Genomic DNA, 21,760 nt, shown 5'->3' on the forward strand with positions numbered 1-21,760 from the left:
GATCCTCGCGGCCTCCCGCCTCAGCCGACGAAGGTGTAGCCCGCGAGGCGCTTGGCCTCGATCGGATCGTAGCCGAGGCGCTGGCGGAGCTTCTTGCGCAGCTTCGAGATGTGGCCCTCGACCACGCTCTCCTCGACCTCGGTCTCGTGGCTCGCGTAGACGGCGTTGAAGATCTGGCTCTTCGTCACCTGCCGCCCGCGGTTGCGCGCGAGGTACTCGAGGATGGTGCGCTCGCGGCGGGGCAGCATCAGGCTCTGCCCGTCGATCTCCGGATCGCGGCCGTCCGTGTAGACGGTGAGACGTGCACTCTGGTCCGGGCTCGCGGCGACCCGGGTCTCGCCGCGGTTCATGCGGCGGCGGATCGCGCTCGCCCGGGCGAGGATCTCGCGGACGTGGACGGGCTTGCGCACGACGTCGTCGATGCCGGCGGTGAACAGCGCGAGGGTCTGCTCCAGGGAGCGGGTCTCGTTGAGCGCGATGATCGGCGCCCGCGACAGGCTGCGCAGGGCGGCGGTGCAGGTGGCGCGGTCGTCGCAATCACCGAGCACGAACCCGTCGATCGTCGCGATGTCCTGCGCCGGAGCAGCGTCGAGCCAAGCCCGGAAGTCCGGAACCGGAAGGCAGCGGGCGGGCACGCCCTCCTGGTCGAAACCGGCAACATACTGCGCGGCAACGCTCTGCCGCTCATCGACGACAAGAAACACCTCAAAACCCCCAAGAAGACAATAGAAATCATGCCGGACCGCGCGTTTAGGCACGGCCGTTGTCTTGAGATCTACTGCGGTGTTGCGCGAAGCCGGGGCGCTGGACGTTTCGGTGACTTGATTCTTCTTTCCCCGGCCGCGCCCGAAACCGTACGGTTAACGAATGCGTAACGGAGCATTTCTCGGGAAATGGTTAACGAGTCGTTAAACGGTGGGGCGGCGCGTTCATATGTTGCAGACGCGCAACGGCACCGCACCCAGGGGTCGCATGCTCGCGCGTGCATTGCACTCACAGATTGCTCTCACCTCCGTCCCGCCAGCCGGCCGAAGAGGGTCGAGCGGGCGCCCCGCAAGGCGGCGCGCCGCGTTCGCCGGGCGAAGGGCGGAGCCTCCAGCGATGATTCGGATGCTCGGCGAGGCCGCGGCCAGCAGCCTCAGCGCGCGAGTTCGCGCAGGCCGAGGCGGATCAGGGTCTTCGCCTCGGCGCCCTCGCCCGCGCTCTTCATCGCGGCGGCGACAGCGGCGGAGGCCTGGACCTGGGGGTAGCCGAGGTTGACCAGCGCCGAGATCGCGTCCGCCACGGGCTGGGGCGCCGTGCGGTCCTCGACCGCGCCGGTAAGCGCGATGAGGGCGGGGTCGACGGGAGCGAAGGCCGGCGCCTTGTCCTTCAGTTCCGCCACGAGCCGGGCGGCGAGCCGCGGGCCGACGCCCGGGGCGCGGGCGACGGCCCCCTTGTCGCCGGTGGCGATGGCGGTGGCGAGCGCCCCCGGCTCCAGCACCGAGAGGACCCCGAGGGCGACGCGGCTGCCGACGCCCTGCACCGTCTGGAGCAGGCGGAACCACTCCCGTTCCGCGTCCGAGCGAAAGCCGTAGAGACGGATCATGTCCTCGCGGACATGGGTCTCGATCGAGAGGTCGGCCGCCTCGCCGGGCTGAGGCAGGCGCTGCAGGGTGCGGGCGGAACAGTGCACCACGTAGCCGACGCCGTTGACGTCGAGGATCACGAAATCCTCGCCGTAGGAATCCACCAAGCCCTTGAGCTTCCCGATCATCGAGCCGTCCGTATCCGTCCTGCGGGATGCCCTACAGGGTTCCGGGTCCTGTCGCCAACGCGGCCTTGAGCCGCCGCCGGGTTCGTGAAATCAAGGGTCCCGCCCCGGCCGGGGCGCAGCCACCCGACCCGATGCGAGCGACAGACCGATGCGCCAGACCGCGCCCTTCCTGCCCCGCGCAGCCGCGTGCCTCGCGGCCGTAGTCCTCCTCGCTGCGGGTGCCGCCGCGGCCGAGCAGGCCGCGCCGACCACCGACCCGACGCAGGTGCGCGCCGGCGCCTACGTGCTCGACCCGGCCCACGGCAAGATCACGTGGTCGCTGAGCCATCTCGGCTACTCGACCTACTACGGCCAGATCACCGACGTGGCGGCCAAGGCCACCCTCGACCCGAGGGAGCCGGCGAAGAGCCGCATCACGGTCACCGTCGGGATCGACAGCGTCAACGGCCTCAACGACAAGCTCAACCAGCACCTCAAGACGCCGGACTTCTTCGACGCGGCGAAGTTCCCGACCGCCACCTTCACCTCGACCTCGGTGGAGCCCACGGGCCCGACCACGGCCCGCGTCAACGGCGATCTCACGCTCCGGGGCGTGACGAAGCCCGTCTCCTTCGACGCCACCTTCAACCAGGCCGGGATCAGCCCCGTCGACAAGAAGTACACGGTGGGATTCGACGGGCGCGCCGTGCTCAAGCGCTCGGAGTTCGGCATCAACGCCTTCCTGCCGGCGCTCGGCGACGAGGTGTCGCTGCGCCTCGAGGGCGAGTTCAAGGCGGCGGAGTAGGGGCGTCAGCCGCGCGCCAGTGCGGCCGCGATCCGCGCCGCGGCCGGGCCTCCGACGCCTGCCGGCAGGTGCGCGCTCCGGAGGGCGTGCGCGCCCCGGTGGTTGGCGTGTGTGATGGCGATGGCGAGGGCGTCCGCCGCGTCGGCGAGCTTGAACTCCGCCTTCGGGAGCAGGAACTTCACCATCGCCTGAATCTGCACCTTCTCGGCGTGGCCCGAGCCCGCGACCGTCTTCTTGATGAGGTTCGCCGAGTACTCGAAGACCGGAACGCCCGCGAGTGCCGGCACGAGAAGGGCGACGGCGCGGGCGTGGCCGAGCTTCAGCGTCGCCTGCGCGTCCTTGTTGACGAAGGTCTCCTCCACCGAGACCTCGTCCGGCCGGAACGCCTCGACGGTCCGGGTGATGCCCTCGTAGAGCTCGCGCAGGCGCAGGGCCAGCGGCAGGTCCCCGTCCGAGGTGACGACGCCGCAGCCGATATACGCGAGCTTGGTCCCGGCGGCCTCGATCACGCCCCAGCCGGTGCGGCGCAGGCCCGGGTCGATGCCGAGGATGCGGACGGGGGCGCTCATGGGGTCTGTCTCCTGGCCGGGCGAGCCGTGACCCTGGCCCCGCGACGGTGAACGGATCGTTGCGGGGGGCGCGTCAGCCTATCACGCCGCGAGCTTCGCCATCAGCGCCTCGGAGAGGGCGAAGTTGACGTAGACGTTCTGCACGTCGTCCTGGTCCTCGATCACCTCGACGAGGCGCACGAGCTTCTCGCCGGTCTCGTCGTCGACGTCGATGGTGTTCTGCGCCTTCCAGACGAGGGCGGTGCGGCTCGGCTCGCCGAAGCGGGCCTCCAGCGCCTTCGTCACCTCGCCGTAGGCGTCCTGCGCGCAGGTGACCTCATGGCCGTTCTCATCCGAGCGGACGTCGTCGGCGCCGGCCTCGATGGCCGCCTCCAGCATCGCGTCCGCGTCCGCCACGGACGGCGGGAAGGCGATGACGCCGACCCGGTCGAACATGAAGGAGACGGCGCCCGTCTCGGCGAGGGTGCCGCCGGCCTTGGTGAAGGCCGAGCGCACGTCCGAGGCCGTGCGGTTGCGGTTGTCGGTCTGCGCCTCGACGATCAGGGCCGCCCCACCCGGGCCGTAGCCCTCGTAGCGGATCTCCTCGTAGTTCTCGCCCTCGCCGCCGGCCGCCTTCTTGATGGCGCGCTCGATGTTGTCCTTGGGCATGTTCTCGGCGCGGGCCGCGAGGATCGCGGCGCGCAGGCGCGGGTTCATGGCGGGGTCGGGCGTGCCGAGCTTGGCCGCGACCGTGATCTCGCGGGCGAGCTTGCCGAAGACCTTCGAGCGGACGGCGTCCACCCGGCCCTTGCGGTGCATGATGTTCTTGAACTGGGAATGGCCGGCCATGGCGTGACCTTGTCGGTTCTTTCGCGACGGAGGAACGCGGCCGCCACCCGGCCCCATCCTCGACGTCGCCGCGTTGGGAATGAGCGCGGTTATAGGCCGGCGTCCGGCCGGGAGGCAACGCGAGCCATGGACACTCGGAGCGGAATGGATCGGGTCGGCCGCGGCAGCGGGGCGGCGGCCCCGGAACGGCGGTCCGGATCCGGGGGCCGCCGGATCCGCCTCGGCCTCGCGGCCCTTCTCGGCGCGCTCGCGGGCGCGACGCTTTGGCCGCGCAGGGCCTACGGGGAGGACCCGCCGGAGGACCGGCCCGACCGGCTCAGGCCGCCGCCTCCTCCCGGCGGGCGTGCCACTCCTTGAGGGCCGTCAGGGTCACCACGCCGCCCGGCCACGCGAGGCCGCCGATGTGGTGGTGGGGCGAGACCGGCTCACCGAGGTCCGAGACCGCCGAGAACGCCCCGTCGAGGCGGTGGCGCTCCGTGTAGCGGCTGCGGGTCGCGATCACGGGCAGGCCCGCGTCGAGGGCCGAGCGGATGCCCGCGGCGGAATCCTCGAAGGCGACCGCCTCGGAGGCCGCCACCCCGAGCCGGCGCAGCGCCAGCTCGAAGATGTCCGGTGCGGGCTTCTTGCGGGCAGCCTCGTCGCCCGAGGCGATCACGTCGAAGGGCCCCTCGCCTTCGGGGAAATTGACCTGGATCAGCCGGTCGACGTTCGGCCGGCTCGTCGTGGTCGCGACCGCGAGCTTCACGCCCTCGGCGCGGGCCTCCGCCATCAGGCGGGCGATGCCGGGGCGCAGCCCCAGCGCGCCGCTCTCCACGAGATCGCCGTAGAGGCGCGTCTTGAGGTCGTGGATCTCCGGCATCCGGCCGCGCAGCGCCGCCGCCTCGTCCGGGTGGAAGGTCTCGATGTAGTGGAGGAGGCGCTCCTTGCCGCCCATAACCTCCAAGAGGTCGGCGTAGAGGGGCGGCTCCCAGCGCCAGGGCAGACCGAGGGTTCCGAAGGCGCGGTTGAAGGCCTGCCGGTGCAGGTCCTCGGTCTCGGCCAGCGTCCCGTCGACGTCGAAGATCAGGGCCCTCAACACGACAGGGTGCTCCCGCCGGCGGAATCCGCGCCCGCGCGGATCGCCGCGATGTGGCGCGCGTAGTGCTCGGGCCCGTCCCGGAACACGGCGTTGCCGGCCACGAAGACGTTGGCGCCCGCGGCCGCGGCCCGGCCGACCGTCTCCGGACCGATGCCGCCGTCGACCTCGATGTCGATGCCGCGCCCCGCCGTCATCGCCTTGACCCGCGCCACGGTCTCCAGCGCGCTGCCGATGAAGCTCTGGCCGCCGAAGCCCGGGTTCACCGTCATGACGAGGACGAGGTCCACCATGTCGAGCACGGGCTCGACCGCGGCCGCCGGGGTGCCGGGGTTGAGGGCGAGGCCGGCCCGCCGCCCGAGGCCGCGGATGGTCTGCAGCGAGCGGTGGACGTGGGGGCCCGCCTCGGCGTGGACGGTGATGACGTCGGCGCCGGCCTCCGCGAAGGCGGCGAGATAGGGATCGGCCGGCGCGATCATCAGGTGCACGTCGAAGACCTTCCGCGAGTGCTTGCGCAGGGCCTTGATCACCGGAGGGCCGAAGGTGAGGTTCGGCACGAAGTGCCCGTCCATCACGTCGAGGTGGATCCAGTCGGCGCCGGCCGCGTCCACGGCCCGCACCTCCTCGCCGAGCTTGGCGAAATCGGCCGAGAGGATCGAGGGCGCGATGATGGGGCTCGTCATGGGAACGGCGGGGTCCTTGGTATCCTGGTCAGCGTCCGGTCCGGTCGGCTCTGTTGCACCGCGATATAGTGCCTGAGCCGGCTTCCGACAGGACATTCAACGGGTCGGGATGCTCGCCCTCCGGCGATCTCCCTGCCCCGCCTCAGGGTCAGGCGAGGCGGCGGCGGCGCTCGACGAGCTGCATGATGATCGGCGTGAGGATGAGCTGCATGGCGAGGTCGAGCTTGCCGCCGGGGATCACGATGGAATTCGCCCGGCTCATGAAGCTGTCGTGGATCATCGAGACGAGGTAGGAGAAATCGATCCCTTTCGGGTCCTTGAAGCGGATCACCACCATCGACTCGTCGGCGGTCGGGATCCAGCGGGCGATGAAGGGGTTCGAGGTGTCGACCGTCGGGACCCGCTGGAAGTTGATGTCCGTCCAGGAGAATTGCGGGCAGATCGTCTGCACGTAGTCGGGCATCCGGCGCAGGATCACGTCCGTGACGGCCTCGGTGGAGTAGCCGCGGAACGAGCGGTCCCGGTGCAGCTTCTGGATCCATTCGAGGTTGATCACCGGCACCACGCCGATCTTGAGGTCGGCGTAGCGGGCGATGTCGACGCTCTCGTTGACGACGCAGCCGTGCAGCCCCTCGTAGAAGAGCAGGTCGGAGCCCGGCGGGAAATCCTCCCAGGGGCTGAAGGTCCCGGGCGGAGTGCCGAACTTCGCCGCGTCCGCGGCGTCGTGGGCGTAGTGCCGGGTGCGGCCGCTGCCCGACTCGCCGTAGGTGCGGAACACCTCCTCCAGGTCCGGCAGCAGGTTGGCGCGCGGGGCGAAGTGGCTGAGCGTCGGCTCGGCCGCCATCATCGTGCGCATCGTCTCCCGGTCGAAGGCGTGGAAGGCGTCGCCCTCGATGTAGACGGCGCTCACGTCCTCGCGGCGGAAGATCTGCTCGAAGGTGTTGCGGACCGAGGTGGTCCCGGCCCCCGAGGAGCCGGTCACCGAGATGATGGGATGGCGGGCGGACATCTGGGCTGTTCGACGCTACTCTACTCGGACGGAACCGACGGCGCCGCCTTGCTTCGGCGCGGCACGCTCAGCCCCGCATCAGGCCGCGCTGGCCGAACAGCGGCGAGCGCCCGGCGGCGTGGTTGCGGCCGCCGAAATACTTGGCGACGCAGGCGACCTCCTCCTGCGAGCCGAACACCAGGGGCACGCGCTCGTGGATGCCCGTCGCCTCGATGTCGAGGATGCGGCGCTCCCCGTCGGTGGCGCCCGCGCCCGCCTGCTCCATCAGCATGGCGATGGGGGCTGCCTCGTAGAGGAGGCGCAGCCGGCCCTGCGCGTAGCCCTTGCGGTTGTCGCCGGGGTAGAGGAACACGCCGCCGCGCATCAGCACCCGCTGCGCGTCGGCCACCAGCGAGCCGAGCCAGCGCATGTTGAAGTCCTTGTCGCGCGGGCCCTCGGTGCCGCGCAGGCAATCCTCGACGAAGGACCTGATCGGCGTGTCCCAGTGGCGGGCATTCGAGGCGTTGATCGCGTATTCCTTGGCCGAGACCGGCACGTCGAGGCTCGGATGAGTCAGCCGGAAGGCGCGCTCCGAGCGGTCGAGCACGAAGATCTGGGTGCCCTCGCCGAGGGTCAGGACGAGGGCGGTGGCCGGCCCGTAGGTCACGAAGCCGGCCGCGAGCTGCGCGGTGCCGGGTGTGGTGAAGGATTCGTGGCCCGTGGCGCCCGGCGCGGCCGGGCGGATCCCGAAGATCGTGCCCACCGCCATGTTGACGCCGATGTTCGACGAGCCGTCGAGCGGGTCGATGGCGACGGCGAGCGGCGCTCCGGGGTTGAGGCGCATCACGTCCTCGGCCTCCTCGGAGGCGACCTCGGCGACGGGCGCGGCCTGCAGCGCCTCGGTGACGCGCTGGTGGGCGATCACGTCGAGGGCCTTCTGGACGTCGCCGTCGCTGTTCTGCTCCCCGGTCGCCGCGAGGTCACCCGCGAGCGCGCCGCGGCCGATCACCTCGCTGATGTCGATCGCGGCGCCCGCGATCGCCGCGACGACGGCGGCGACGTCCGCGAGGCCGGACTCCGCGGCCACCGCCTGCGCCAAGCAGTCATCGAGCCGCGAACCGACCGCCCATGATCCTCCCGTCGCCATCGGATGTTCGTCCTTCCTCTGCATCGCGGCCCATGGGCCGCGTCCCGCGTCGCCCCCGCCCGCGACCGAACCCATAGCCGCGAAGGCGCCCGCATGATACCGCCCGCCTCCGCCGCGACGCCAGGGGCTCGCACTCCGGGCGGGAAAGAATTCTAAAAAAACTTGCGAGCCTCTACAAAAAAACTAGAACCATGACATGCGCAACCTGTCGCTGAAACAACTCCAGGCCGTAGCCGCCGTCGCCCGCCTCGGCACCATGACCCGGGCCGCGCAGGAGCTGAACGTCACCTCCGCCGCGCTCTACGCCCGCATCCGACAGCTCGAGGAGGAGGCGGGCCTCCTGCTCTTCGACCGGACGCCGACCGGCCTCAAGCCGACCGATGCCGGCCGCGAGATGCTGTGGGCGATCGACAGCATCAACACGGTGCTGGAGACCTGCACGGACCGCCTGCGCACCCTGAAGGGCGGTGGCGGCGGCCGCGTGACGATGGGCGTGGTCTCGACGGCCAAGTACTTCGCGCCGCAGGTGATCGCCGGCTTCGTCCAGCGCTATCCGGGCGTCGAGATCAACCTCTCGGTGGGCAACCGCGGCAGCACGGTGGAGGCCCTGCGCAACTACGAGATCGATTTCGCCATCATGGGCCGGCCGCCGCGCGACTTCGCGATCGAGGCGGAGATCTTCGGGCCGCACCCGATCGTGCTGATCGCCGGCCCATCGAACGCCCTGGCGGGGCGGACCGGGCTGACCCGGGCCGACCTCGCGGAGGAATCGTTCCTCGTGCGCGAGGAGGGCTCGGGCACCCGCACGGTGTTCGAGGAGTTCATGAGCGGCGTCATCATCAAGCGGGCGAAGCTCGGCATCGATTCCGGCTCGAACGAGACCATCAAGCAGGCCGTGATGGCGGGCCTCGGCATCGCGCTCCTCTCCGCCCACACCGTGGCGGCGGAGGTGGAATCGGGCCGCCTCGTCACCCTCGACGTGCAGGGCCTGCCGATCCGGCGGGACTGGTACGCGGTGCGCCGGGCCGACAAGGTGCTGAGCCCCGCCGCCCGCGCCTTCTGGGAATACCTGATGCAGGACGGCGCCCGCTGGCTGCCGGGCCTGGAGGCGGCCGAGACCGCGAGGTCCGCGGCGGAGCCGCGCGCCGAGGCCCGCGCGTGAGCGCTGCCGGCACCCTCATCGTCGGTGGCGGACAGGCGGGCTTCCAGGTGGCGGCCTCCCTGCGCGAGGCCGGCTACGCCGACCCGGTCGTGCTGATCGGCGACGAGCCGGGCCTGCCCTACCAGCGCCCGCCCCTTTCGAAAGCGTATCTCGCGGGCAAGACCGATGCGGAGGGCCTGAACCTGCGGCCGGCGAGCTACCTCGCCGAGCACCGCATCGCGCACCGGCCCGGCACCCGCGCGGCGCGGATCGACCGGGACGCCCGGCGCCTGATCCTCGCGGACGGCGAGAGCCTGCCCTACGACCACCTCGTCCTCGCCACCGGCGCGCGCAACCGGGACCTGCCGGTGCCGGGCGCCGACCTCGCGGGCGTCCGCCAGCTCCGCGGCCTCGCGGATGCGGACAGGCTCAGGGAGGCGATCGGCGCGGCGGAGCGCGTCGTCGTGGTGGGCGCGGGCTTCATCGGCCTGGAATTCGCCGCGGTCGCCGCGGCGCACGGGCTCGCCGTCACCGTGATCGAGGCCGCGGCCCGGCCGATGGCGCGGGCGGTCTCGGCCGAGACCGGGGCGTTCTTCCGGGCTGCCCACGAGGGCTGGGGCGTGCGCTTCGCCTTCTCGGCCGGCGTCACGGCGATCGAGGGCACGGACGGCCGCGCGACCGGGGTCCGGCTCGCGGAGGGCGACGTGCTGCCCGCGGACCTCATCCTCGTCGGCATCGGCGTCGTGCCGAACGCGGAACTCGCCGCCGAGGCCGGGCTGGCGGTCGCCGACGGCGTTCGGGTCGACGCCTTCCTGGCGACGGAGGATCCGGCGATCTCGGCGCTCGGAGACTGCGCCCGCTTCCCCTCCGCCTTCGCGACGGGGCTCGGCCGCGACGACACGGTGCGGATCGAATCGGTGCAGAACGCGATCGACCAGGGGCGCTGCCTCGCGGCCCGCCTCGCCGGCCGGCCGGCTCCCTACGGCGCTGTGCCCTGGTTCTGGAGCGACCAGGGCCGCCACAAACTGCAGATCGCGGGTCTCGCCGGCCCGGACGACGCGAGCGTCCTGCGCGGCTCGGGCGACGCCTTCTCGGTGTTCCGCTTCCGCGGCGGCATCCTGCGGGCGGTGGAATCGGTGAACCGCGCCGCCGACCACATGGTCGCCCGCCGCCTCCTCGCCGCGGGCACGCCGCTCACGCCCGAGCAGGCGGCCGATCCCGGCCTCGACCTCAAGGCGCTGGCGACCGCCCGCGGCTGAGCGGACGCCGCCTCATCGATCGTTCTCGGTGGTGAGGTCGCCGAGGCGGGTCCCCTCGTCGGGCGCGTCGCGGCGCTCCAGCCGCACCCCCGGACAATCCCCGTTCGTGAAGACCGCGCCCGCCCGCATGAGGGCGCTGCGCAGGGCGTCGACCTGGCCCGGCGCCGGGTCGCACTGGCTCGCCTCGAAGCTCCGCACGAAGGACACGTCGAGCCCGACCTTGGCCGCGAGGTCCGCCTCCGACCAGCCGAGAAGGCCGCGCGCCGCGCGCGACTGGGCCGCGCTCATCGAGGCGGAGACCTGACCGCTCTGCTGGCCCTCGTCCGATCCGGTCACGATGCGTCCTCCTCGTTCGCGATGCTGGGCGGCGGTTCGGATCGGCCGCGAGAGCCGTCGTCCGCCGCCCTCGACAACGGCCGAGACGGCGGGTTCGTTTCCCGCACGGTCCGGTGCCCTCCTCAGGCCCGGCGCTTTACCGGGGACGGCCGAAAAACCTCCGTTCCGGCCCGCTTGACCATATTTGTGCTGAAATCTTATCGGATGGGGCCTCTCGCACGTCTCGGGAAAGGGCTTCGGCCCGGTGCCAAACTTGGTTGGCGCCCAGCCACCGCCGGCGTGCGGCGGGACCGGCCACGGGCGGGACCGAGGACCAGAAACCACGCGATGCACGCGAGAGATGGGGGCCAGACGATGAGAGCGATTTGGATCGCCGCGCTGGCCTGCGCCGTCGCGGCCGGGGCGACGACCGCGGCGACGGATGCGCAGGCTCAGGGAGTGACCGGCTTCGGCAAGGCGAACCGCCGGCCGGGCGGCGAGGAGAAGCAGCCGCAGTACATCCCGTCCGCGAAGCCGACCGAGAAGATCTTCCCTCTCGACGCGACCTGGACGGCGGTGAGCCTGAACGGCAAGCCCTTCGGCGGCGGCGACCGGCCGAGCTTCATCATCGACAAGCAGTACCGCGCCCGCGGCTACGGCGGCTGCAACACCTTCGCGGCCACCGCCTTCCCCCTGCGGGAGCAGCATCTCGCGGTGGGCCCGCTCGCGATCACCAAGAAGTCCTGCGACAAGGGCCTCGTGGCCTCCGAGCAGGCTTTCCTGTCGGCGCTGCGCACCGCGGGCACCTGGGACCTCGTCGGCTCCCAGCTCGTGATCAAGAGCCAGAACGGCGAGCTGCGCCTCGAGCGCTCGCTCTAACGCCCCGGCGTCTTTAAGGGCCCGTTGACCACGTTCGCGGGTCGCACCCCTTGGAGGCCCTGGGGATTCACCCGGGCTTGAGGCTCTCCGGTGCCTGCTCCGTCCCAATCGAGGGACGGGGCGGCGCATGCGTCAGATCATCGGGTTTCGGGCCGGCAGGGCCGTCGAGCGGCCGGGCGCGCGCGTCGCGGCCCGCTACTCCGCCCCAGGCGGCTTCCACCCCGGCGCCGCCTGGATCGCGGTGGGCACTGCGCTGCTCGGCACCCTCGCCCTGCTTTCCTTACGCCTCGGCATGGTCTGAACCGGCCGCATCCGCGTCGGTGGAGCCCGCCGGCACGTCGCCGCGCCCATAAACAACAGATCAGTATTGTAGATTACAATATACCTCGACGCGTTCCGGGAATTCGGTTACGCGTCCCTCCTGACGGCAGCCGCCGCCCGCGCGCGGCGTTGATCGCGAACACTGCCGCTCAGGAGAAGTCCATGGCCGATTCCGCTGTTTCGTCCCCCTCCGGCAAGCCGGGCCACGGCCGCGTCTTCGGCTCGATCACCGAGACCATCGGCAATACCCCGCTGGTGCGCCTGAACCGCCTGCCGAAGGAGCGCGGCATCGACGCCGAGATCCTGCTGAAGCTCGAGTTCTTCAACCCGATCGCCAGCGTCAAGGATCGCATCGGCGTGAACATGATCGACGCGCTCGAAGCCTCTGGCCGTCTGAAGCCCGGCGGGACTCTCGTGGAGCCGACCTCGGGCAACACCGGCATCGCGCTCGCCTTCGTGGCCGCCGCCCGCGGCTACCGCCTCATCCTCGTCATGCCCGAGACGATGTCGCTGGAGCGTCGCAAGATGCTCGCCTTCCTCGGCGCCGAACTCGCCCTCACCCCCGGTCCGCAGGGCATGAAGGGCGCCATCGCCAAGGCCGAGGAACTGCTGCGCGAGATCCCCGGCGCCGTGATGCCCCAGCAGTTCGAGAACCCGGCCAACCCCGAGATCCACCGCAAGACCACCGCGGAGGAGATCTGGAACGACACGAACGGCCAGATCGACGCCTTCGTGGCCGGCGTCGGCACCGGCGGCACCATCACGGGCGTCGGCCAGGTGCTGAAGCCGCGCCAGCCGAACCTGCGCGTGATCGCGGTCGAGCCCGAGGATTCCCCGGTCCTGTCCGGCGGCCAGCCCGGCCCGCACAAGATCCAGGGCATCGGCGCCGGCTTCGTGCCGGGCATCCTCGATCGCTCGGTGATCGACGAGGTCCTCACGGTCTCGAATCAGACCGCCTTCGAGACGGCCCGCCTGCTCGGGCGCCTGGAAGGTATCCCGGGCGGCATCTCCACCGGCGGCAACGTCGCCGCGGCGCTGGAAGTGGCGAGCCGACCCGAGTTCAAGGGCAAGCGCATCGTCACGGTCGCCTGCTCGTTCGCCGAGCGCTACATCTCGTCGGCCCTGTTCGAGGGCATCTGAGCCGGGTTCGGGGCGCGGTGCCGGCGCGACCGGCCGCGCCCCGAGACGCCGTTCCCACGCCCATGTCCGCCGCCTGGCTGTTCCGCCTCCAGACCGCCGCCCGGCGGCCGTGGCTGCGCGTCGCCCTGTTCAGCCTGGGCGGCGTGCTGGCGGCACTCGCCTCGGCCTTCTTCGCGCCGCTGATCCCGACGACCCTCGCCGGGACGATCGGGTCCGAGGCCGTCGACGAGATCCTCTCGATCCTGGCCGGCGGCATGCTGCCGGTCGCCACCTTCTCCCTCGCCACGATGGTGCAGGCCTACGCGACGGTCACCAGCACCGTGACGCCGCGGGCGGTGAACCTGCTGATGCAGGACAGCCGGGCGCAGAACGCCGTCGCCACTTTCGTCGGTGCCTTCCTGTTCGGCGTCGTCGGCCTCATCGCCCTCAAGACCGACGTCTACGGCGAGCAGGGCCGCGTCATCCTGTTCGGCGTCACCCTCGTCGTCATCGCGCTCGTGGTGATCACCCTGGTGCGCTGGGTCGAGCACCTCGCCCATCTCGGGCAGGTGGAGAGTACGATCGACCGCATCGAGGCCGCGGCCTACGCGGCGATCCGCCGGCGGGCGGCCGAGCCCCATCTCGGCGGCCGGCCTTGGCAGCCGCCTCCGCCGGGCGCGCCCGTCGTCGGGTCCGCGGCCACGGGCTACGTCCAGCACATCGACGCGGGCGCGCTCCACCGCCTCGCCGAGGCGGGCGGCCTCACCCTCCATCTCGCCGTGCGGCCGGGCAGCTTCGTTCATGCGGGGCAGGCGCTCGTGGCGGTCGCAGGGGCCGGCAGGGACACGGACCTCCAAGCCCTCGCCGCCTCGTTCACGATCGGGGGGCGGCGCAGCTTCGCCAACGACCCGCGCTTCGGCGTCATCGTCCTGTCCGAGGTCACCGCCCGCGCCCTGTCCTCGGCCATCAACGATCCCGGCACCGTGATCGACGTGATCGGCACCCTGGTCCGCGTCCTGATCGGCTGGGCCGAGCGCCGCGACGCGGCACCCGAAGAGGCGCCCTACCCGCGGCTGCTGATGCACGACGACAGCGCCGCCGAGCTGTTCGAGGACGGCTTCGGCGCCATCGCCCGCTACGGCGCCGGCCATGTCGAGGTCGGCATCCGGCTGCAGAAGGCCCTCGCCGCCCTGCACGCGGTGGGCGGCCCCGAGATGAGGGCGGTCGCCCGCACCCAGTCCGACCGCGCCCTGGAGCGCGCCCGCGCGGCCCTCGCGCGTCCGGACGACGTGGCCGCGGTCGAGGCGGCCCACGCGCTGGTCGGGCGCGAGACGGGCGCGACGCCGGCCTGACGCAACCCCCGCCGCCGCCCCGGGTTGTCCCGCAACATCTGACGGGACAGACGGAGATCCGCCATGACGGAGCAGAAGCGCGACCGCGAGTCGCTCAAGGACTTCGACGCCTACGCCGACCGCAACGGCCAGGATCTCGGCGGCGACTCGCCCCTCGATGTCGGCGTATCCGCTCGCACGCAGCGCGACCTGCGCAGCGATCCTTCCGGGCAGGCGGAGAGCGCGCGGCTGGCGAGCGGCCTGCCGCGCCAGGATGCCACCGACGCGACCGAGGCGGAGACCCCGCCGGAGAACCTGCGCCGCATCCGCGGCGGCGAGGGACCGGACGCGAAGGCCGACGAGGCGATCGAGCGCGCCACCGCGGCGGTCGGCCAGGACGACGGGAAGCGCTGATGGGCGGCGACAGCATCCCGACCGAGACCGTCACCCGCAAGCCGGACGCCGATGTCGGCAGCCGGGGCGGCCCCGCCGCGGGCGGCGGCCACCAGACGCCGGAGCAGGCGGCGATCACCGGTGCCGGACCGGGCGGTCGCTCCGATGCCGAACGGGGGCAGGACTGGTCCGAGGGCGGCGGCGAGCCGGGGCGCGCCCCGCCGACGCCCGGAGGCTCCTCGGCCGGCCACTCCGACCAGCAGGCTTCCCGCGGGCCGGAGGCGGATCGGAAGGTCGCGGGCGGCGGCTCGAAACCCGAGCGCGAGGCCCGCTGAGGATCGACGGGGAGGCAGCCCCCGGGGGAGACGAGCCATGACGGACGGGAAGCGCAGCGACGACCCTGACGCGAGGGAGCGACCCTCCGCGGACAAGCCGGCCAACGCCGCGCCGGACGCGGTCAAGGACCCGAGCGAGAAGACGGAGGGCAAGCCCGGCCTCGCGGGCGGGTCCGACCGCGAGGACGAGGCGGATCCGGGCGCCGGCTAGGCGCCGGACGCCGCGATCCCTCAGGCGCTCAGCGTCTCCTTCGCGCGCTCGGCGCGCTTGCGGTCGTTCGGATCGAGGACCGTCTTGCGCAGGCGGATCGACTTCGGCGTGACCTCGACGAGCTCGTCGTCCTGGATCCAGGCGAGCGACTTCTCGAGCGTCATCTTGATCGGGGGCGTCAGCCGCACGGCCTCGTCCTTCGAGGTGGTGCGGATGTTCGTCAGCTTCTTGCCCTTGAGCACGTTCACCTCGAGATCGTTCTCGCGGTTGTGCTCGCCGATGATCATGCCCTGATAGACCTTCCAGCCGGGCTCGATCATCATCGGCCCGCGATCCTCCAGGTTCCACATGGCGTAGGCCACGGCCTCGCCCTTGTCGTTCGAGATCAGCACGCCGTTGCGGCGCCCGGGAATCTCGCCCTTGTAAGACTCGTAGGCCTTGAACAGCCGGTTCATGATCGCGGTGCCGCGGGTGTCCGTCATCAGCTCACCCTGGTAGCCGATGAGGCCGCGGGTGGGCGCGTGGAACACGAGCCGCAGCCGGTCGCCGCCCGAGGGCCGCATCTCCAGCATCTCGGCCTTCCGCTCGGACATCTTCTGGACGACGACGCCGGAATGCTCCTCGTCCACGTCGATCACCACCTCCTCGACGGGCTCCAGGAGGTCGCCGTCCTCGTCCTTCTCGAAGACGACGCGCGGGCGCGAGACGGCGATCTCGAAGCCCTCGCGGCGCATGGTCTCGATCAGGATGGCGAGCTGCAACTCGCCCCGGCCCGAGACGTAGAAGGAATCCTTGTCGGCCGCCTCCTCGATCCGCAGCGTGACGTTGCCCTCCGCCTCCTTGAACAGGCGGTCGCGGATCATGCGGCTCGTCACCTTGTCGCCCTCGGTGCCGGCGAGCGGGCTGTCGTTGACGATGAAGGACATCGTCACGGTCGGCGGATCGATCGGCTGCGCCTGGATCGGGGTGTCGACCTGCGGGTCGCAGAAGGTGTCGGCCACCGTGCCCTTCACGAGGCCGGCGATCGAGACGATGTCGCCCGCCTCGCCGACGTCGATCGGCTGGCGCTCGAGGCCGCGGAAGGCGAGGATCTTCGAGACGCGCCCGGTCTCCACCACCTTGCCCGAGCGGTCGAGCACCTTGATCGACTGGTTCGGCTTCACGGTGCCCGAGGCGATGCGGCCGGTGACGATACGCCCGAGGAAGGGGTTCGCCTCGAGCAGCGTGCCGAGCATCCGGAACGGGCCCTCCTCGGTCCTGGCCTGCGGCACGTGCTGCAGCACGAGGTCGAAGAGCGGCTCGAGGCCGACGTCCGGCGAGGCGTCCGGCGAGGTCGCCATCCAGCCGTTGCGGCCCGAACCGTAGAGGATCGGGAAGTCGAGCTGCTCGTCGGTGGCGTCGAGAGCGGCGAACAGGTCGAAGACCTCGTTGACCACCTCGTTGATGCGCGCGTCCGGCCGGTCGACCTTGTTGATGGCGACGATCGGGCGCAGCCCGATCTTGAGGGCCTTGCCGACCACGAACTTGGTCTGCGGCATAGGCCCCTCGGCCGCGTCGACCAGCACGATCACGCCGTCGACCATCGACAGGATGCGCTCCACCTCGCCGCCGAAATCGGCGTGGCCGGGCGTATCGACGATGTTGACGCGGGTGTCCTTCCAGACGACGGAGGTCGCCTTGGCCAGGATGGTGATGCCGCGCTCCTTCTCGAGGTCGTTCGAGTCCATCGCCCGCTCCTCGACCCGCTGGTTCTCGCGGAAGGTGCCGGACTGCTGGAGCAGCTTGTCGACGAGCGTCGTCTTGCCGTGGTCGACGTGGGCGATGATGGCGATGTTGCGCAGCTTCATGGGGTATCCGAAGCGGGTAGAACCCGTCACGGGGCGGGCCGCGGAGGGCGGCCGGCCACGCCGGGTACGGGTTCGAGCTGTTGCGTTGCAATAGAAGGTGCGCGCGCATCCGGCAAGGGGCCGGACGCATGGACCGCCCTCCCGGACCGACGAGGACCTCTTATCCCCGCAGGGCGAAGGGCAGGGCGACGAGCGCCAGCGGCAGGGCCGCGAGCGCGGCCGGACGCAGCCAGCGGGGCCGGTAGGAGAGCAGCACGACGACGAGGAGGGCGGCGCCGGTGAGCGCGCCGATCCACTGCACCGGCCCGAAGTTCCAGCCCTCGAACGCCACCGCGACGGCGAGCGAGGCAAGGATGCCGGCCCAGCCGGCGAGGCGCAGGGTCCGGGCGCGGGCCCTCGGGGCGCGGGTCAGGAACGCGTCGCGGTGGTGGCGGTCGAGGCTGAGCGCCAGCGCCGCGAGAGCGGCGAAGCTCAGGGTCAGGTTGAGGGTGAGGACGAGGGGCGTCATGCGCGGCGGCGAACCTCTTCGGCGCCGGAAGCGGCCCGCTTCGGCGGGAGGGCGGTGGGCGGGAGAGCGGCGGATGGCCGATGCGCGGCCGGGCGCGGGCCGGGAAGCGGCTCCGCGGCCTCGCCGCGCCGCGGAGCCCGGTCGCGTCCGGCCTGGTACGCGGCGACGGCGAGGAGAAGGCCGGTCGCCAGCATCGCGGCGTCGAAGCCGAGGAAGCGGGCCTCGCCGTCGAAGGGATGGTGGCCGGTGGTCAGGGCGCTCACTGCCGGCACGGCGAGGAAGAGGAGGCTCGCGAGGCCGAAGGCTTCGCGCCACGCCGCCAGGTGGGGGCGCAGGAGGGCCGCCACGGCGATGCAGGCCCAGGCCCCGAAGAACACGCGCACCTCGAGATCGGCCCGGCCCTCGATCCCGAGCGGCAGCAGGCGGTTCGCCAGGAAGTAGGCGGCGAGCCCCACAGGCAGGCCCGCCACCGAGCCGACGTTGAGGGCCCGCACGAGACGGTAACCGAGCCCCGGCCGCTCGGCGGGCTTCGGCAGGCGGGCGACCGTCCAGAGCACGAGGCCCGTGGCGATCGTCGCCGCGCCCATCACCCCGCACAGGAAGAACAGGGCCTTGAGCGCGGGGCCCGCGAAATGCGCCTCGTGCAGGCCCACGAACGAGGCCGAGATCTGGGTCGCGGGCTTGGCGATGGCGGTGGCGCCCAGTTCCGCCCCGCTCGCGCCGTCGAAGGCGATCTGCGGGTGCAGGTGCGCGAGGCCGTGCGGCTCCTCGAAGATCGCGACGATGGTGGCGGCCGCGTCGCCCGGGTTGTGGACGGCGACGTGCTCCAGCGTCTCGGAAACGCGGCCCTGCGCCTGCGCCACGAGGGGGGCCAGCGACACGAGGCCGCCGGGCTTGCCCGCGGGCGCCCGCACCTCGGGCATGAGCTGCGCCTCGACGTAGAACCGGATCTCGTCGCCCTTGTAGGCCGCCGTGACGCCCCAGGGCATGTACATCAGCGCGAAGGTGACGATGCCGGTGTAGGCGATCATCAGGTGAAAGGGCAGCGCCAGCACGCCCGTGACGTTGTGCGCGTCGAGCCAGCCGCGCTGGTGGGACCTGTTCCGGCGGAAGGTGAAGAAGTCCGCGAAGATGCGCCGGTGCGTGATGATGCCGGAGACGAGGGAGACGAGCAGGATCATCGCGCAGATGCCGACGATCCAGCGCCCCCACAGGGGCGGCAGGTTGAGCTCGAAGTGGAAGCGGTAGAGGAAATCGCCTCCGTGGGTCGCCCGCGCCGTCGTCGGCGCGCCGGTCGCTGGATCGAGGAGCGCGTGGTGGAAGGGGCCGGCGAGGTCCTTCCACCAGTGAACCTCGATCACGGGCTTGTCGGGCTGGGGCAGGCCGATGAACCAGCCGACCGCGTCCGGTGCCTTGGCCTTCAGGTAGTCGGCACCGAGATCGGCCGCCCGGCCCGCGTCGAAGGTCGCGCCGGTCCGCAGCTCCGGCCGCATCCAGTCCGTGATCTCGGTGCGGTAGTAGGTCGCCGTGCCGGTGACGAAGACGGCGAACAGCACCCAGCCGACCACGAGACCGGACCAGGTGTGCAGCCACGCCATCGACTGGCGGAATCCCTGTCTCATGCTACCTGCCTTCCGGGGTCGGCCGGTTCCGCGCCGGCATGATCAGGCCTGCCCCTGGACGAGCCAGAGCCCTCCCCCGAGGAGGAGGCACAGGGCGCCGAGGCCGAGGGCCGCGCGGCCGAGGGAGCGGGCCGCGAACACGAACACCACCGCCCCGACCATCACGGCGAAGCTCGGGAGGGTCGCGGCCGCGACCGCCTCGGCCCGGGTCAGGGGCAGCGTCAGGGAGAGCAGCGCCGTGAGGAGGGCGGCGAGCCCGTAGCCGCCGCCCACCGCGAGCACGACGCGGCCGGCGACGCCGGCGCGGTAGGAGAATCCCCGATGCTCGTGCGGTCGGCCCATGCTCAGCCCTGCTGTCGGCCCTCGGCGCGCCCGCGCGGCCGGGATCGGAGAAACGTCTCTCGAAGATGCGGGACAGGCAGTAGCAAGAGGGCGCTCGTCGCCGCAATGTCTATGTTTCGGAATCATTCCAATTCAAAAATCGGGATTAAAACCAGACCTTTATTTGACTACGCCCCCCCGGATTCCGCCTCGCCGGCAGGGAGCCGCACGCACCCGGCAGGGCCGTTTCCGCCGCCGCGCCACTCGCCCAGCTTGAGCCGGATGGGTCCGAAGCCTAAGAGTTTCCGGCGGCGCCCGCGCGTCGGGGATTCTGTTTTGATCCCGATCGGCAAGCGGGCGTCCCGCGAGAGGCTCCCGTCCCGGTTCGCGCCGTGGCCTGGCCGTCCCGGGTCTTCCGCCGCGCCCCGCACCACCTCCGTTTCTGGCATTCCCTTGACCGAGACCGCGCCCCGCCCCCCGATCCGCTTCCGTGGCCGCTCCTTCATGGCCATGGTCCTCGCGCCGACGCAGCCGGTCGCCGACTGGCTCAGCGACCTCGACGCGCTCGCCCGGCGCTCGCCGGCCTTCTTCTCCGGGCGGCCGGTGATCCTCGACGTATCGGGCCTCGGCCTTGACCGGGCGGCGCTCGCCGGGCTCGTCGCGGACCTCGCTGCCCGCGACATCGCGATCCTCGGCGTCGAGGGCGCCGGCCCGGGCATCCTCGGCGAGGGCCTGCCGCCGCCGCTCTCGGGTGGGCGCCCCGCCGCCGACATCGCCGCCCCCGACCCGGCCGCCCCCGCCCCACCGCCGCCGGAGGCGCCCCCGGCGCCGGCCCGCTCGCTGATCCTCGACACGCCGGTGCGCTCGGGCCAGGCGATCCTGCATCTCGAGGGCGACATCACCGTGATGGGCTCGGTGGCATCAGGCGCCGAGGTGATCGCCGGCGGCTCGATCCACGTCTACGGGACCCTGCGCGGCCGGGCCATCGCGGGGGCCGCCGGCAACCCGCAGGCGCGCATCTACTGCCGCCGCTTCGAGCCCGAGCTCATCGCCATCGACGGCCTCTACCGCACGGCCGACGATCTCGGCCCCACCCTCCGCGGGCAGGCGATCGAGGCCCGGCTCGTCGAGGACGCCATCAAGGTGACGAAGCTCGACTGATCGCCTCGGAGAGCCGGCTCCAGTCCCGGAATGGGAAAGCCGCCGCCCGACTGCGCGGTTGATTCGTCAACGCTTGATGCAATCCGCTCACCTGCGGGCAAGCTTCGTCCAAGGATCGCCGGATCACCATCCGACGTTCGATAATGGAGCGCGCGCCGCGCTGCGATCTCGATGCGAGATTCGCGCGGCATCGTCGAGCCAAGGCAGGCGCGGTATCGAAGTGTACAGTGCGTCTGCATCGGTGCGCCGAAGGCATTACTCCCGCAGATCGAAGATCAACGAACGTTCGGATCCTTCGTTCTGCCCGCCATCATCCGCAGTTCGGCAGCGCGAAACCGGGCGGCACGCGTCCTTTGAGCGTTTTCTGCGCTGCTTTAACGGACGGGCGAAAATCTTAACCGTTCGGTAACCATATCGGCCGTCAATGGTCCGGTAAGGAATCGTTCACCGCCGTGACCAGCCAGACTCCTCCCCGCCGACACCTTCCGCTCCGCGGCCGAGCCTTCAAGGCCCTGGCCCTGGCGCCCGAGATGCCGCTGGCCGAATGGCTCGCCGATCTCGACGCCGCGCTGAAGCGCTCCCCGACGCTCTTCGATGGCCGCGCGGTCATCCTCGACGTCGCGGCGCTCAAGCCCGGCAAGGACGACCTGCAGGCGCTGCTCACCGATCTCGGGCTGCGCCGCATCCGAATTCTCGGCGTCGAGGGCGCGGAGCCCGCCGCGATGCCGAGCGACCGCCCGCCTCTCCTCGTCGGCGGCCGCCCCGTCGGCACCGTCGAGATCCCGGAGGTGCCGGCCGAGCCTGAGACGCCGCCCTCAACCTCGCTGATGATCGAGGGTTCGGTGCGCTCCGGCCAGTCGGTCGTGCACCCGACCGGGGACGTCACCGTGATGGGCTCGGTCTCCTCCGGGGCCGAGATCCTCGCCGGCGGCTCGATCCACGTCTACGGCGCGCTGCGCGGGAGGGCCATCGCCGGCGCCGCCCGCAACCCGCGCGCCCGCATCCTCTGCCGCAAGTTCGAGCCCGAACTCCTCGGCATCGATCGCTTCGTCCGCACGGCCGAAGAGATCGGCACCAGCCTGCGCGGGCGCCCCGCGCAGATCTGGCTCGATGGCGGCGCAATCAAAATGGCAAGCTTGGATTAAGGAGTCACGAGAATGTCCAAGG

The 21,760-nt window shown here is 71.6% G+C and carries 25 protein-coding genes; 12 read left to right on the forward strand and 13 right to left on the reverse strand.

What is annotated here, in order from left to right; genetic code table 11:
- Positions 1-20: 20 nt before the first annotated feature.
- Both MOX02_RS06210 and ruvA read right to left on the reverse strand, forming a co-directional pair.
- Entirely contained in the window at positions 21-704 is a 684-nt protein-coding gene (locus MOX02_RS06210) for a response regulator transcription factor (RefSeq protein ID WP_147024937.1), read from the reverse strand.
- Positions 705-1,138: 434 nt separating this feature from the next.
- A complete protein-coding gene (ruvA, locus tag MOX02_RS06215) occupies positions 1,139-1,756 on the reverse strand; it encodes a Holliday junction branch migration protein RuvA (protein ID WP_147024938.1) in 618 nt (205 codons plus the stop codon).
- A 148-nt stretch (positions 1,757-1,904) separates the two neighbouring features.
- On the opposite strand from ruvA, the gene MOX02_RS06220 reads away from it, so the two are divergent.
- A complete protein-coding gene (locus MOX02_RS06220) occupies positions 1,905-2,540 on the forward strand; it encodes a YceI family protein (protein WP_147024939.1) in 636 nt (211 codons plus the stop codon).
- 5 nt (positions 2,541-2,545) lie between these two features.
- Here the strand turns inward: MOX02_RS06220 and ruvC are convergent, their stop codons facing one another.
- The 6 genes from ruvC to MOX02_RS06250 all read right to left on the reverse strand — a co-directional run bounded on the left by ruvC (position 2,546) and on the right by MOX02_RS06250 (position 7,830).
- A complete protein-coding gene (gene ruvC / locus MOX02_RS06225; RefSeq protein WP_147024940.1) occupies positions 2,546-3,109 on the reverse strand; it encodes a crossover junction endodeoxyribonuclease RuvC in 564 nt (187 codons plus the stop codon).
- A gap of 81 nt (positions 3,110-3,190) precedes the next feature.
- Positions 3,191-3,937: a YebC/PmpR family DNA-binding transcriptional regulator gene (locus MOX02_RS06230; protein ID WP_147024941.1), complete on the reverse strand. Its 747-nt coding sequence runs from the start codon at positions 3,935-3,937 to the stop codon at positions 3,191-3,193.
- Between the two features lie 316 nt (positions 3,938-4,253).
- Positions 4,254-5,015, reverse strand: a complete 762-nt coding sequence (locus MOX02_RS06235) for an HAD-IA family hydrolase (protein ID WP_147024942.1) — start codon at positions 5,013-5,015, stop codon at positions 4,254-4,256.
- On the reverse strand, positions 5,009-5,695 hold the full coding sequence (rpe, locus tag MOX02_RS06240) for a ribulose-phosphate 3-epimerase (RefSeq protein ID WP_147024943.1): 687 nt from the start codon (positions 5,693-5,695) through the stop codon (positions 5,009-5,011). The genes MOX02_RS06235 and rpe overlap by 7 nt, the downstream gene beginning before the upstream one ends.
- A gap of 148 nt (positions 5,696-5,843) precedes the next feature.
- The gene (locus MOX02_RS06245) at positions 5,844-6,704 is read right to left on the reverse strand and encodes a phosphoribulokinase (RefSeq protein ID WP_147024944.1); all 861 of its coding nucleotides are present in this window, start codon (positions 6,702-6,704) and stop codon (positions 5,844-5,846) included.
- A 67-nt stretch (positions 6,705-6,771) separates the two neighbouring features.
- On the reverse strand, positions 6,772-7,830 hold the full coding sequence (locus MOX02_RS06250) for a class 1 fructose-bisphosphatase (protein WP_147024945.1): 1,059 nt from the start codon (positions 7,828-7,830) through the stop codon (positions 6,772-6,774).
- Between the two features lie 196 nt (positions 7,831-8,026).
- Here MOX02_RS06250 and MOX02_RS06255 point away from each other — a divergent pair, with 196 nt between their 5' ends.
- A complete protein-coding gene (locus tag MOX02_RS06255; RefSeq protein WP_147024946.1) occupies positions 8,027-8,992 on the forward strand; it encodes a LysR family transcriptional regulator in 966 nt (321 codons plus the stop codon).
- On the forward strand, positions 8,989-10,230 hold the full coding sequence (locus MOX02_RS06260) for an NAD(P)/FAD-dependent oxidoreductase (protein WP_147024947.1): 1,242 nt from the start codon (positions 8,989-8,991) through the stop codon (positions 10,228-10,230). The genes MOX02_RS06255 and MOX02_RS06260 overlap by 4 nt, the downstream gene beginning before the upstream one ends.
- 12 nt (positions 10,231-10,242) lie before the next feature.
- On the opposite strand, the gene MOX02_RS06265 is transcribed toward MOX02_RS06260, so the two are convergent.
- On the reverse strand, positions 10,243-10,518 hold the full coding sequence (locus MOX02_RS06265) for a helix-turn-helix domain-containing protein (RefSeq protein ID WP_147024960.1): 276 nt from the start codon (positions 10,516-10,518) through the stop codon (positions 10,243-10,245).
- Positions 10,519-10,920: 402 nt separating this feature from the next.
- Here MOX02_RS06265 and MOX02_RS06270 point away from each other — a divergent pair, with 402 nt between their 5' ends.
- From MOX02_RS06270 to MOX02_RS31035, 7 genes are all read left to right on the forward strand, one after another.
- A complete protein-coding gene (locus MOX02_RS06270) occupies positions 10,921-11,424 on the forward strand; it encodes an META domain-containing protein (protein WP_147024948.1) in 504 nt (167 codons plus the stop codon).
- Positions 11,425-11,551: 127 nt separating this feature from the next.
- Positions 11,552-11,725: a hypothetical protein gene (locus MOX02_RS31030; protein ID WP_170267697.1), complete on the forward strand. Its 174-nt coding sequence runs from the start codon at positions 11,552-11,554 to the stop codon at positions 11,723-11,725.
- 182 nt (positions 11,726-11,907) lie between these two features.
- Positions 11,908-12,885, forward strand: a complete 978-nt coding sequence (gene cysK, locus MOX02_RS06275) for a cysteine synthase A (protein ID WP_147024949.1) — start codon at positions 11,908-11,910, stop codon at positions 12,883-12,885.
- A 62-nt stretch (positions 12,886-12,947) separates the two neighbouring features.
- The gene (locus tag MOX02_RS06280; protein WP_147024950.1) at positions 12,948-14,216 is read left to right on the forward strand and encodes a DUF2254 domain-containing protein; all 1,269 of its coding nucleotides are present in this window, start codon (positions 12,948-12,950) and stop codon (positions 14,214-14,216) included.
- 63 nt (positions 14,217-14,279) lie between these two features.
- Entirely contained in the window at positions 14,280-14,609 is a 330-nt protein-coding gene (locus tag MOX02_RS06285) for a hypothetical protein (RefSeq protein ID WP_147024951.1), read from the forward strand.
- A complete protein-coding gene (locus tag MOX02_RS06290) occupies positions 14,609-14,923 on the forward strand; it encodes a hypothetical protein (protein WP_147024952.1) in 315 nt (104 codons plus the stop codon). The genes MOX02_RS06285 and MOX02_RS06290 overlap by 1 nt, the downstream gene beginning before the upstream one ends.
- A 37-nt stretch (positions 14,924-14,960) precedes the next feature.
- A complete protein-coding gene (locus MOX02_RS31035; protein WP_170267699.1) occupies positions 14,961-15,134 on the forward strand; it encodes a hypothetical protein in 174 nt (57 codons plus the stop codon).
- A 20-nt stretch (positions 15,135-15,154) separates the two neighbouring features.
- Here the strand turns inward: MOX02_RS31035 and typA are convergent, their stop codons facing one another.
- From typA to MOX02_RS06310, 4 genes are all read right to left on the reverse strand, one after another.
- Positions 15,155-16,981: a translational GTPase TypA gene (gene typA, locus MOX02_RS06295; protein ID WP_147024953.1), complete on the reverse strand. Its 1,827-nt coding sequence runs from the start codon at positions 16,979-16,981 to the stop codon at positions 15,155-15,157.
- Positions 16,982-17,141: 160 nt separating this feature from the next.
- Positions 17,142-17,489 (reverse strand): DUF3325 domain-containing protein, encoded by a 348-nt coding sequence (locus MOX02_RS06300; RefSeq protein ID WP_147024954.1) that lies wholly within the window; start codon positions 17,487-17,489, stop codon positions 17,142-17,144.
- Complete coding sequence (locus MOX02_RS06305; RefSeq protein WP_147024955.1) at positions 17,486-19,111, reverse strand: PepSY-associated TM helix domain-containing protein; 1,626 nt, start codon at positions 19,109-19,111, stop codon at positions 17,486-17,488. The genes MOX02_RS06300 and MOX02_RS06305 overlap by 4 nt, the downstream gene beginning before the upstream one ends.
- A gap of 42 nt (positions 19,112-19,153) precedes the next feature.
- Positions 19,154-19,453 carry an iron transporter gene (locus MOX02_RS06310; RefSeq protein WP_147024956.1) on the reverse strand — a complete coding sequence of 100 codons (300 nt, stop codon included), beginning with the start codon at positions 19,451-19,453 and terminating at the stop codon, positions 19,154-19,156.
- Between the two features lie 483 nt (positions 19,454-19,936).
- On the opposite strand from MOX02_RS06310, the gene minC (MOX02_RS06315) reads away from it, so the two are divergent.
- Both minC (MOX02_RS06315) and minC (MOX02_RS06320) read left to right on the forward strand, forming a co-directional pair.
- Positions 19,937-20,593 (forward strand): septum site-determining protein MinC, encoded by a 657-nt coding sequence (gene minC, locus MOX02_RS06315; protein WP_238178912.1) that lies wholly within the window; start codon positions 19,937-19,939, stop codon positions 20,591-20,593.
- A 452-nt stretch (positions 20,594-21,045) separates the two neighbouring features.
- On the forward strand, positions 21,046-21,738 hold the full coding sequence (gene minC / locus MOX02_RS06320; RefSeq protein WP_147024958.1) for a septum site-determining protein MinC: 693 nt from the start codon (positions 21,046-21,048) through the stop codon (positions 21,736-21,738).
- Positions 21,739-21,760 lie beyond the last annotated feature (22 nt).

Origin of the sequence: Methylobacterium oxalidis (assembly GCF_007992195.1) — a bacterium.
Classification (GTDB): Bacteria; Pseudomonadota; Alphaproteobacteria; order Rhizobiales; family Beijerinckiaceae; genus Methylobacterium; species Methylobacterium oxalidis.

What these genes read in the sequence shown, in the direction of transcription:
- MOX02_RS31035 (WP_170267699.1), top strand. Translation starts at nt 14,961, where the DNA reads ATGACGGACGGGAAGCGCAGCGACGACCCTGACGCGAGGGAGCGACCC.
- rpe (WP_147024943.1), bottom strand. Translation starts at nt 5,695, where the DNA reads ATGACGAGCCCCATCATCGCGCCCTCGATCCTCTCGGCCGATTTCGCC.
- MOX02_RS06245 (WP_147024944.1), bottom strand. Translation starts at nt 6,704, where the DNA reads ATGTCCGCCCGCCATCCCATCATCTCGGTGACCGGCTCCTCGGGGGCC.
- MOX02_RS06250 (WP_147024945.1), bottom strand. Translation starts at nt 7,830, where the DNA reads ATGGCGACGGGAGGATCATGGGCGGTCGGTTCGCGGCTCGATGACTGC.
- MOX02_RS31030 (WP_170267697.1), top strand. Translation starts at nt 11,552, where the DNA reads ATGCGTCAGATCATCGGGTTTCGGGCCGGCAGGGCCGTCGAGCGGCCG.
- MOX02_RS06285 (WP_147024951.1), top strand. Translation starts at nt 14,280, where the DNA reads ATGACGGAGCAGAAGCGCGACCGCGAGTCGCTCAAGGACTTCGACGCC.
- MOX02_RS06300 (WP_147024954.1), bottom strand. Translation starts at nt 17,489, where the DNA reads ATGACGCCCCTCGTCCTCACCCTCAACCTGACCCTGAGCTTCGCCGCT.
- ruvC (WP_147024940.1), bottom strand. Translation starts at nt 3,109, where the DNA reads ATGAGCGCCCCCGTCCGCATCCTCGGCATCGACCCGGGCCTGCGCCGC.
- MOX02_RS06280 (WP_147024950.1), top strand. Translation starts at nt 12,948, where the DNA reads ATGTCCGCCGCCTGGCTGTTCCGCCTCCAGACCGCCGCCCGGCGGCCG.
- ruvA (WP_147024938.1), bottom strand. Translation starts at nt 1,756, where the DNA reads ATGATCGGGAAGCTCAAGGGCTTGGTGGATTCCTACGGCGAGGATTTC.
- MOX02_RS06305 (WP_147024955.1), bottom strand. Translation starts at nt 19,111, where the DNA reads ATGAGACAGGGATTCCGCCAGTCGATGGCGTGGCTGCACACCTGGTCC.
- typA (WP_147024953.1), bottom strand. Translation starts at nt 16,981, where the DNA reads ATGAAGCTGCGCAACATCGCCATCATCGCCCACGTCGACCACGGCAAG.
- MOX02_RS06270 (WP_147024948.1), top strand. Translation starts at nt 10,921, where the DNA reads ATGAGAGCGATTTGGATCGCCGCGCTGGCCTGCGCCGTCGCGGCCGGG.
- minC (WP_238178912.1), top strand. Translation starts at nt 19,937, where the DNA reads ATGGCCATGGTCCTCGCGCCGACGCAGCCGGTCGCCGACTGGCTCAGC.
- MOX02_RS06220 (WP_147024939.1), top strand. Translation starts at nt 1,905, where the DNA reads ATGCGCCAGACCGCGCCCTTCCTGCCCCGCGCAGCCGCGTGCCTCGCG.
- cysK (WP_147024949.1), top strand. Translation starts at nt 11,908, where the DNA reads ATGGCCGATTCCGCTGTTTCGTCCCCCTCCGGCAAGCCGGGCCACGGC.
- MOX02_RS06290 (WP_147024952.1), top strand. Translation starts at nt 14,609, where the DNA reads ATGGGCGGCGACAGCATCCCGACCGAGACCGTCACCCGCAAGCCGGAC.
- MOX02_RS06265 (WP_147024960.1), bottom strand. Translation starts at nt 10,518, where the DNA reads ATGAGCGCGGCCCAGTCGCGCGCGGCGCGCGGCCTTCTCGGCTGGTCG.
- MOX02_RS06255 (WP_147024946.1), top strand. Translation starts at nt 8,027, where the DNA reads ATGCGCAACCTGTCGCTGAAACAACTCCAGGCCGTAGCCGCCGTCGCC.
- MOX02_RS06310 (WP_147024956.1), bottom strand. Translation starts at nt 19,453, where the DNA reads ATGGGCCGACCGCACGAGCATCGGGGATTCTCCTACCGCGCCGGCGTC.
- MOX02_RS06230 (WP_147024941.1), bottom strand. Translation starts at nt 3,937, where the DNA reads ATGGCCGGCCATTCCCAGTTCAAGAACATCATGCACCGCAAGGGCCGG.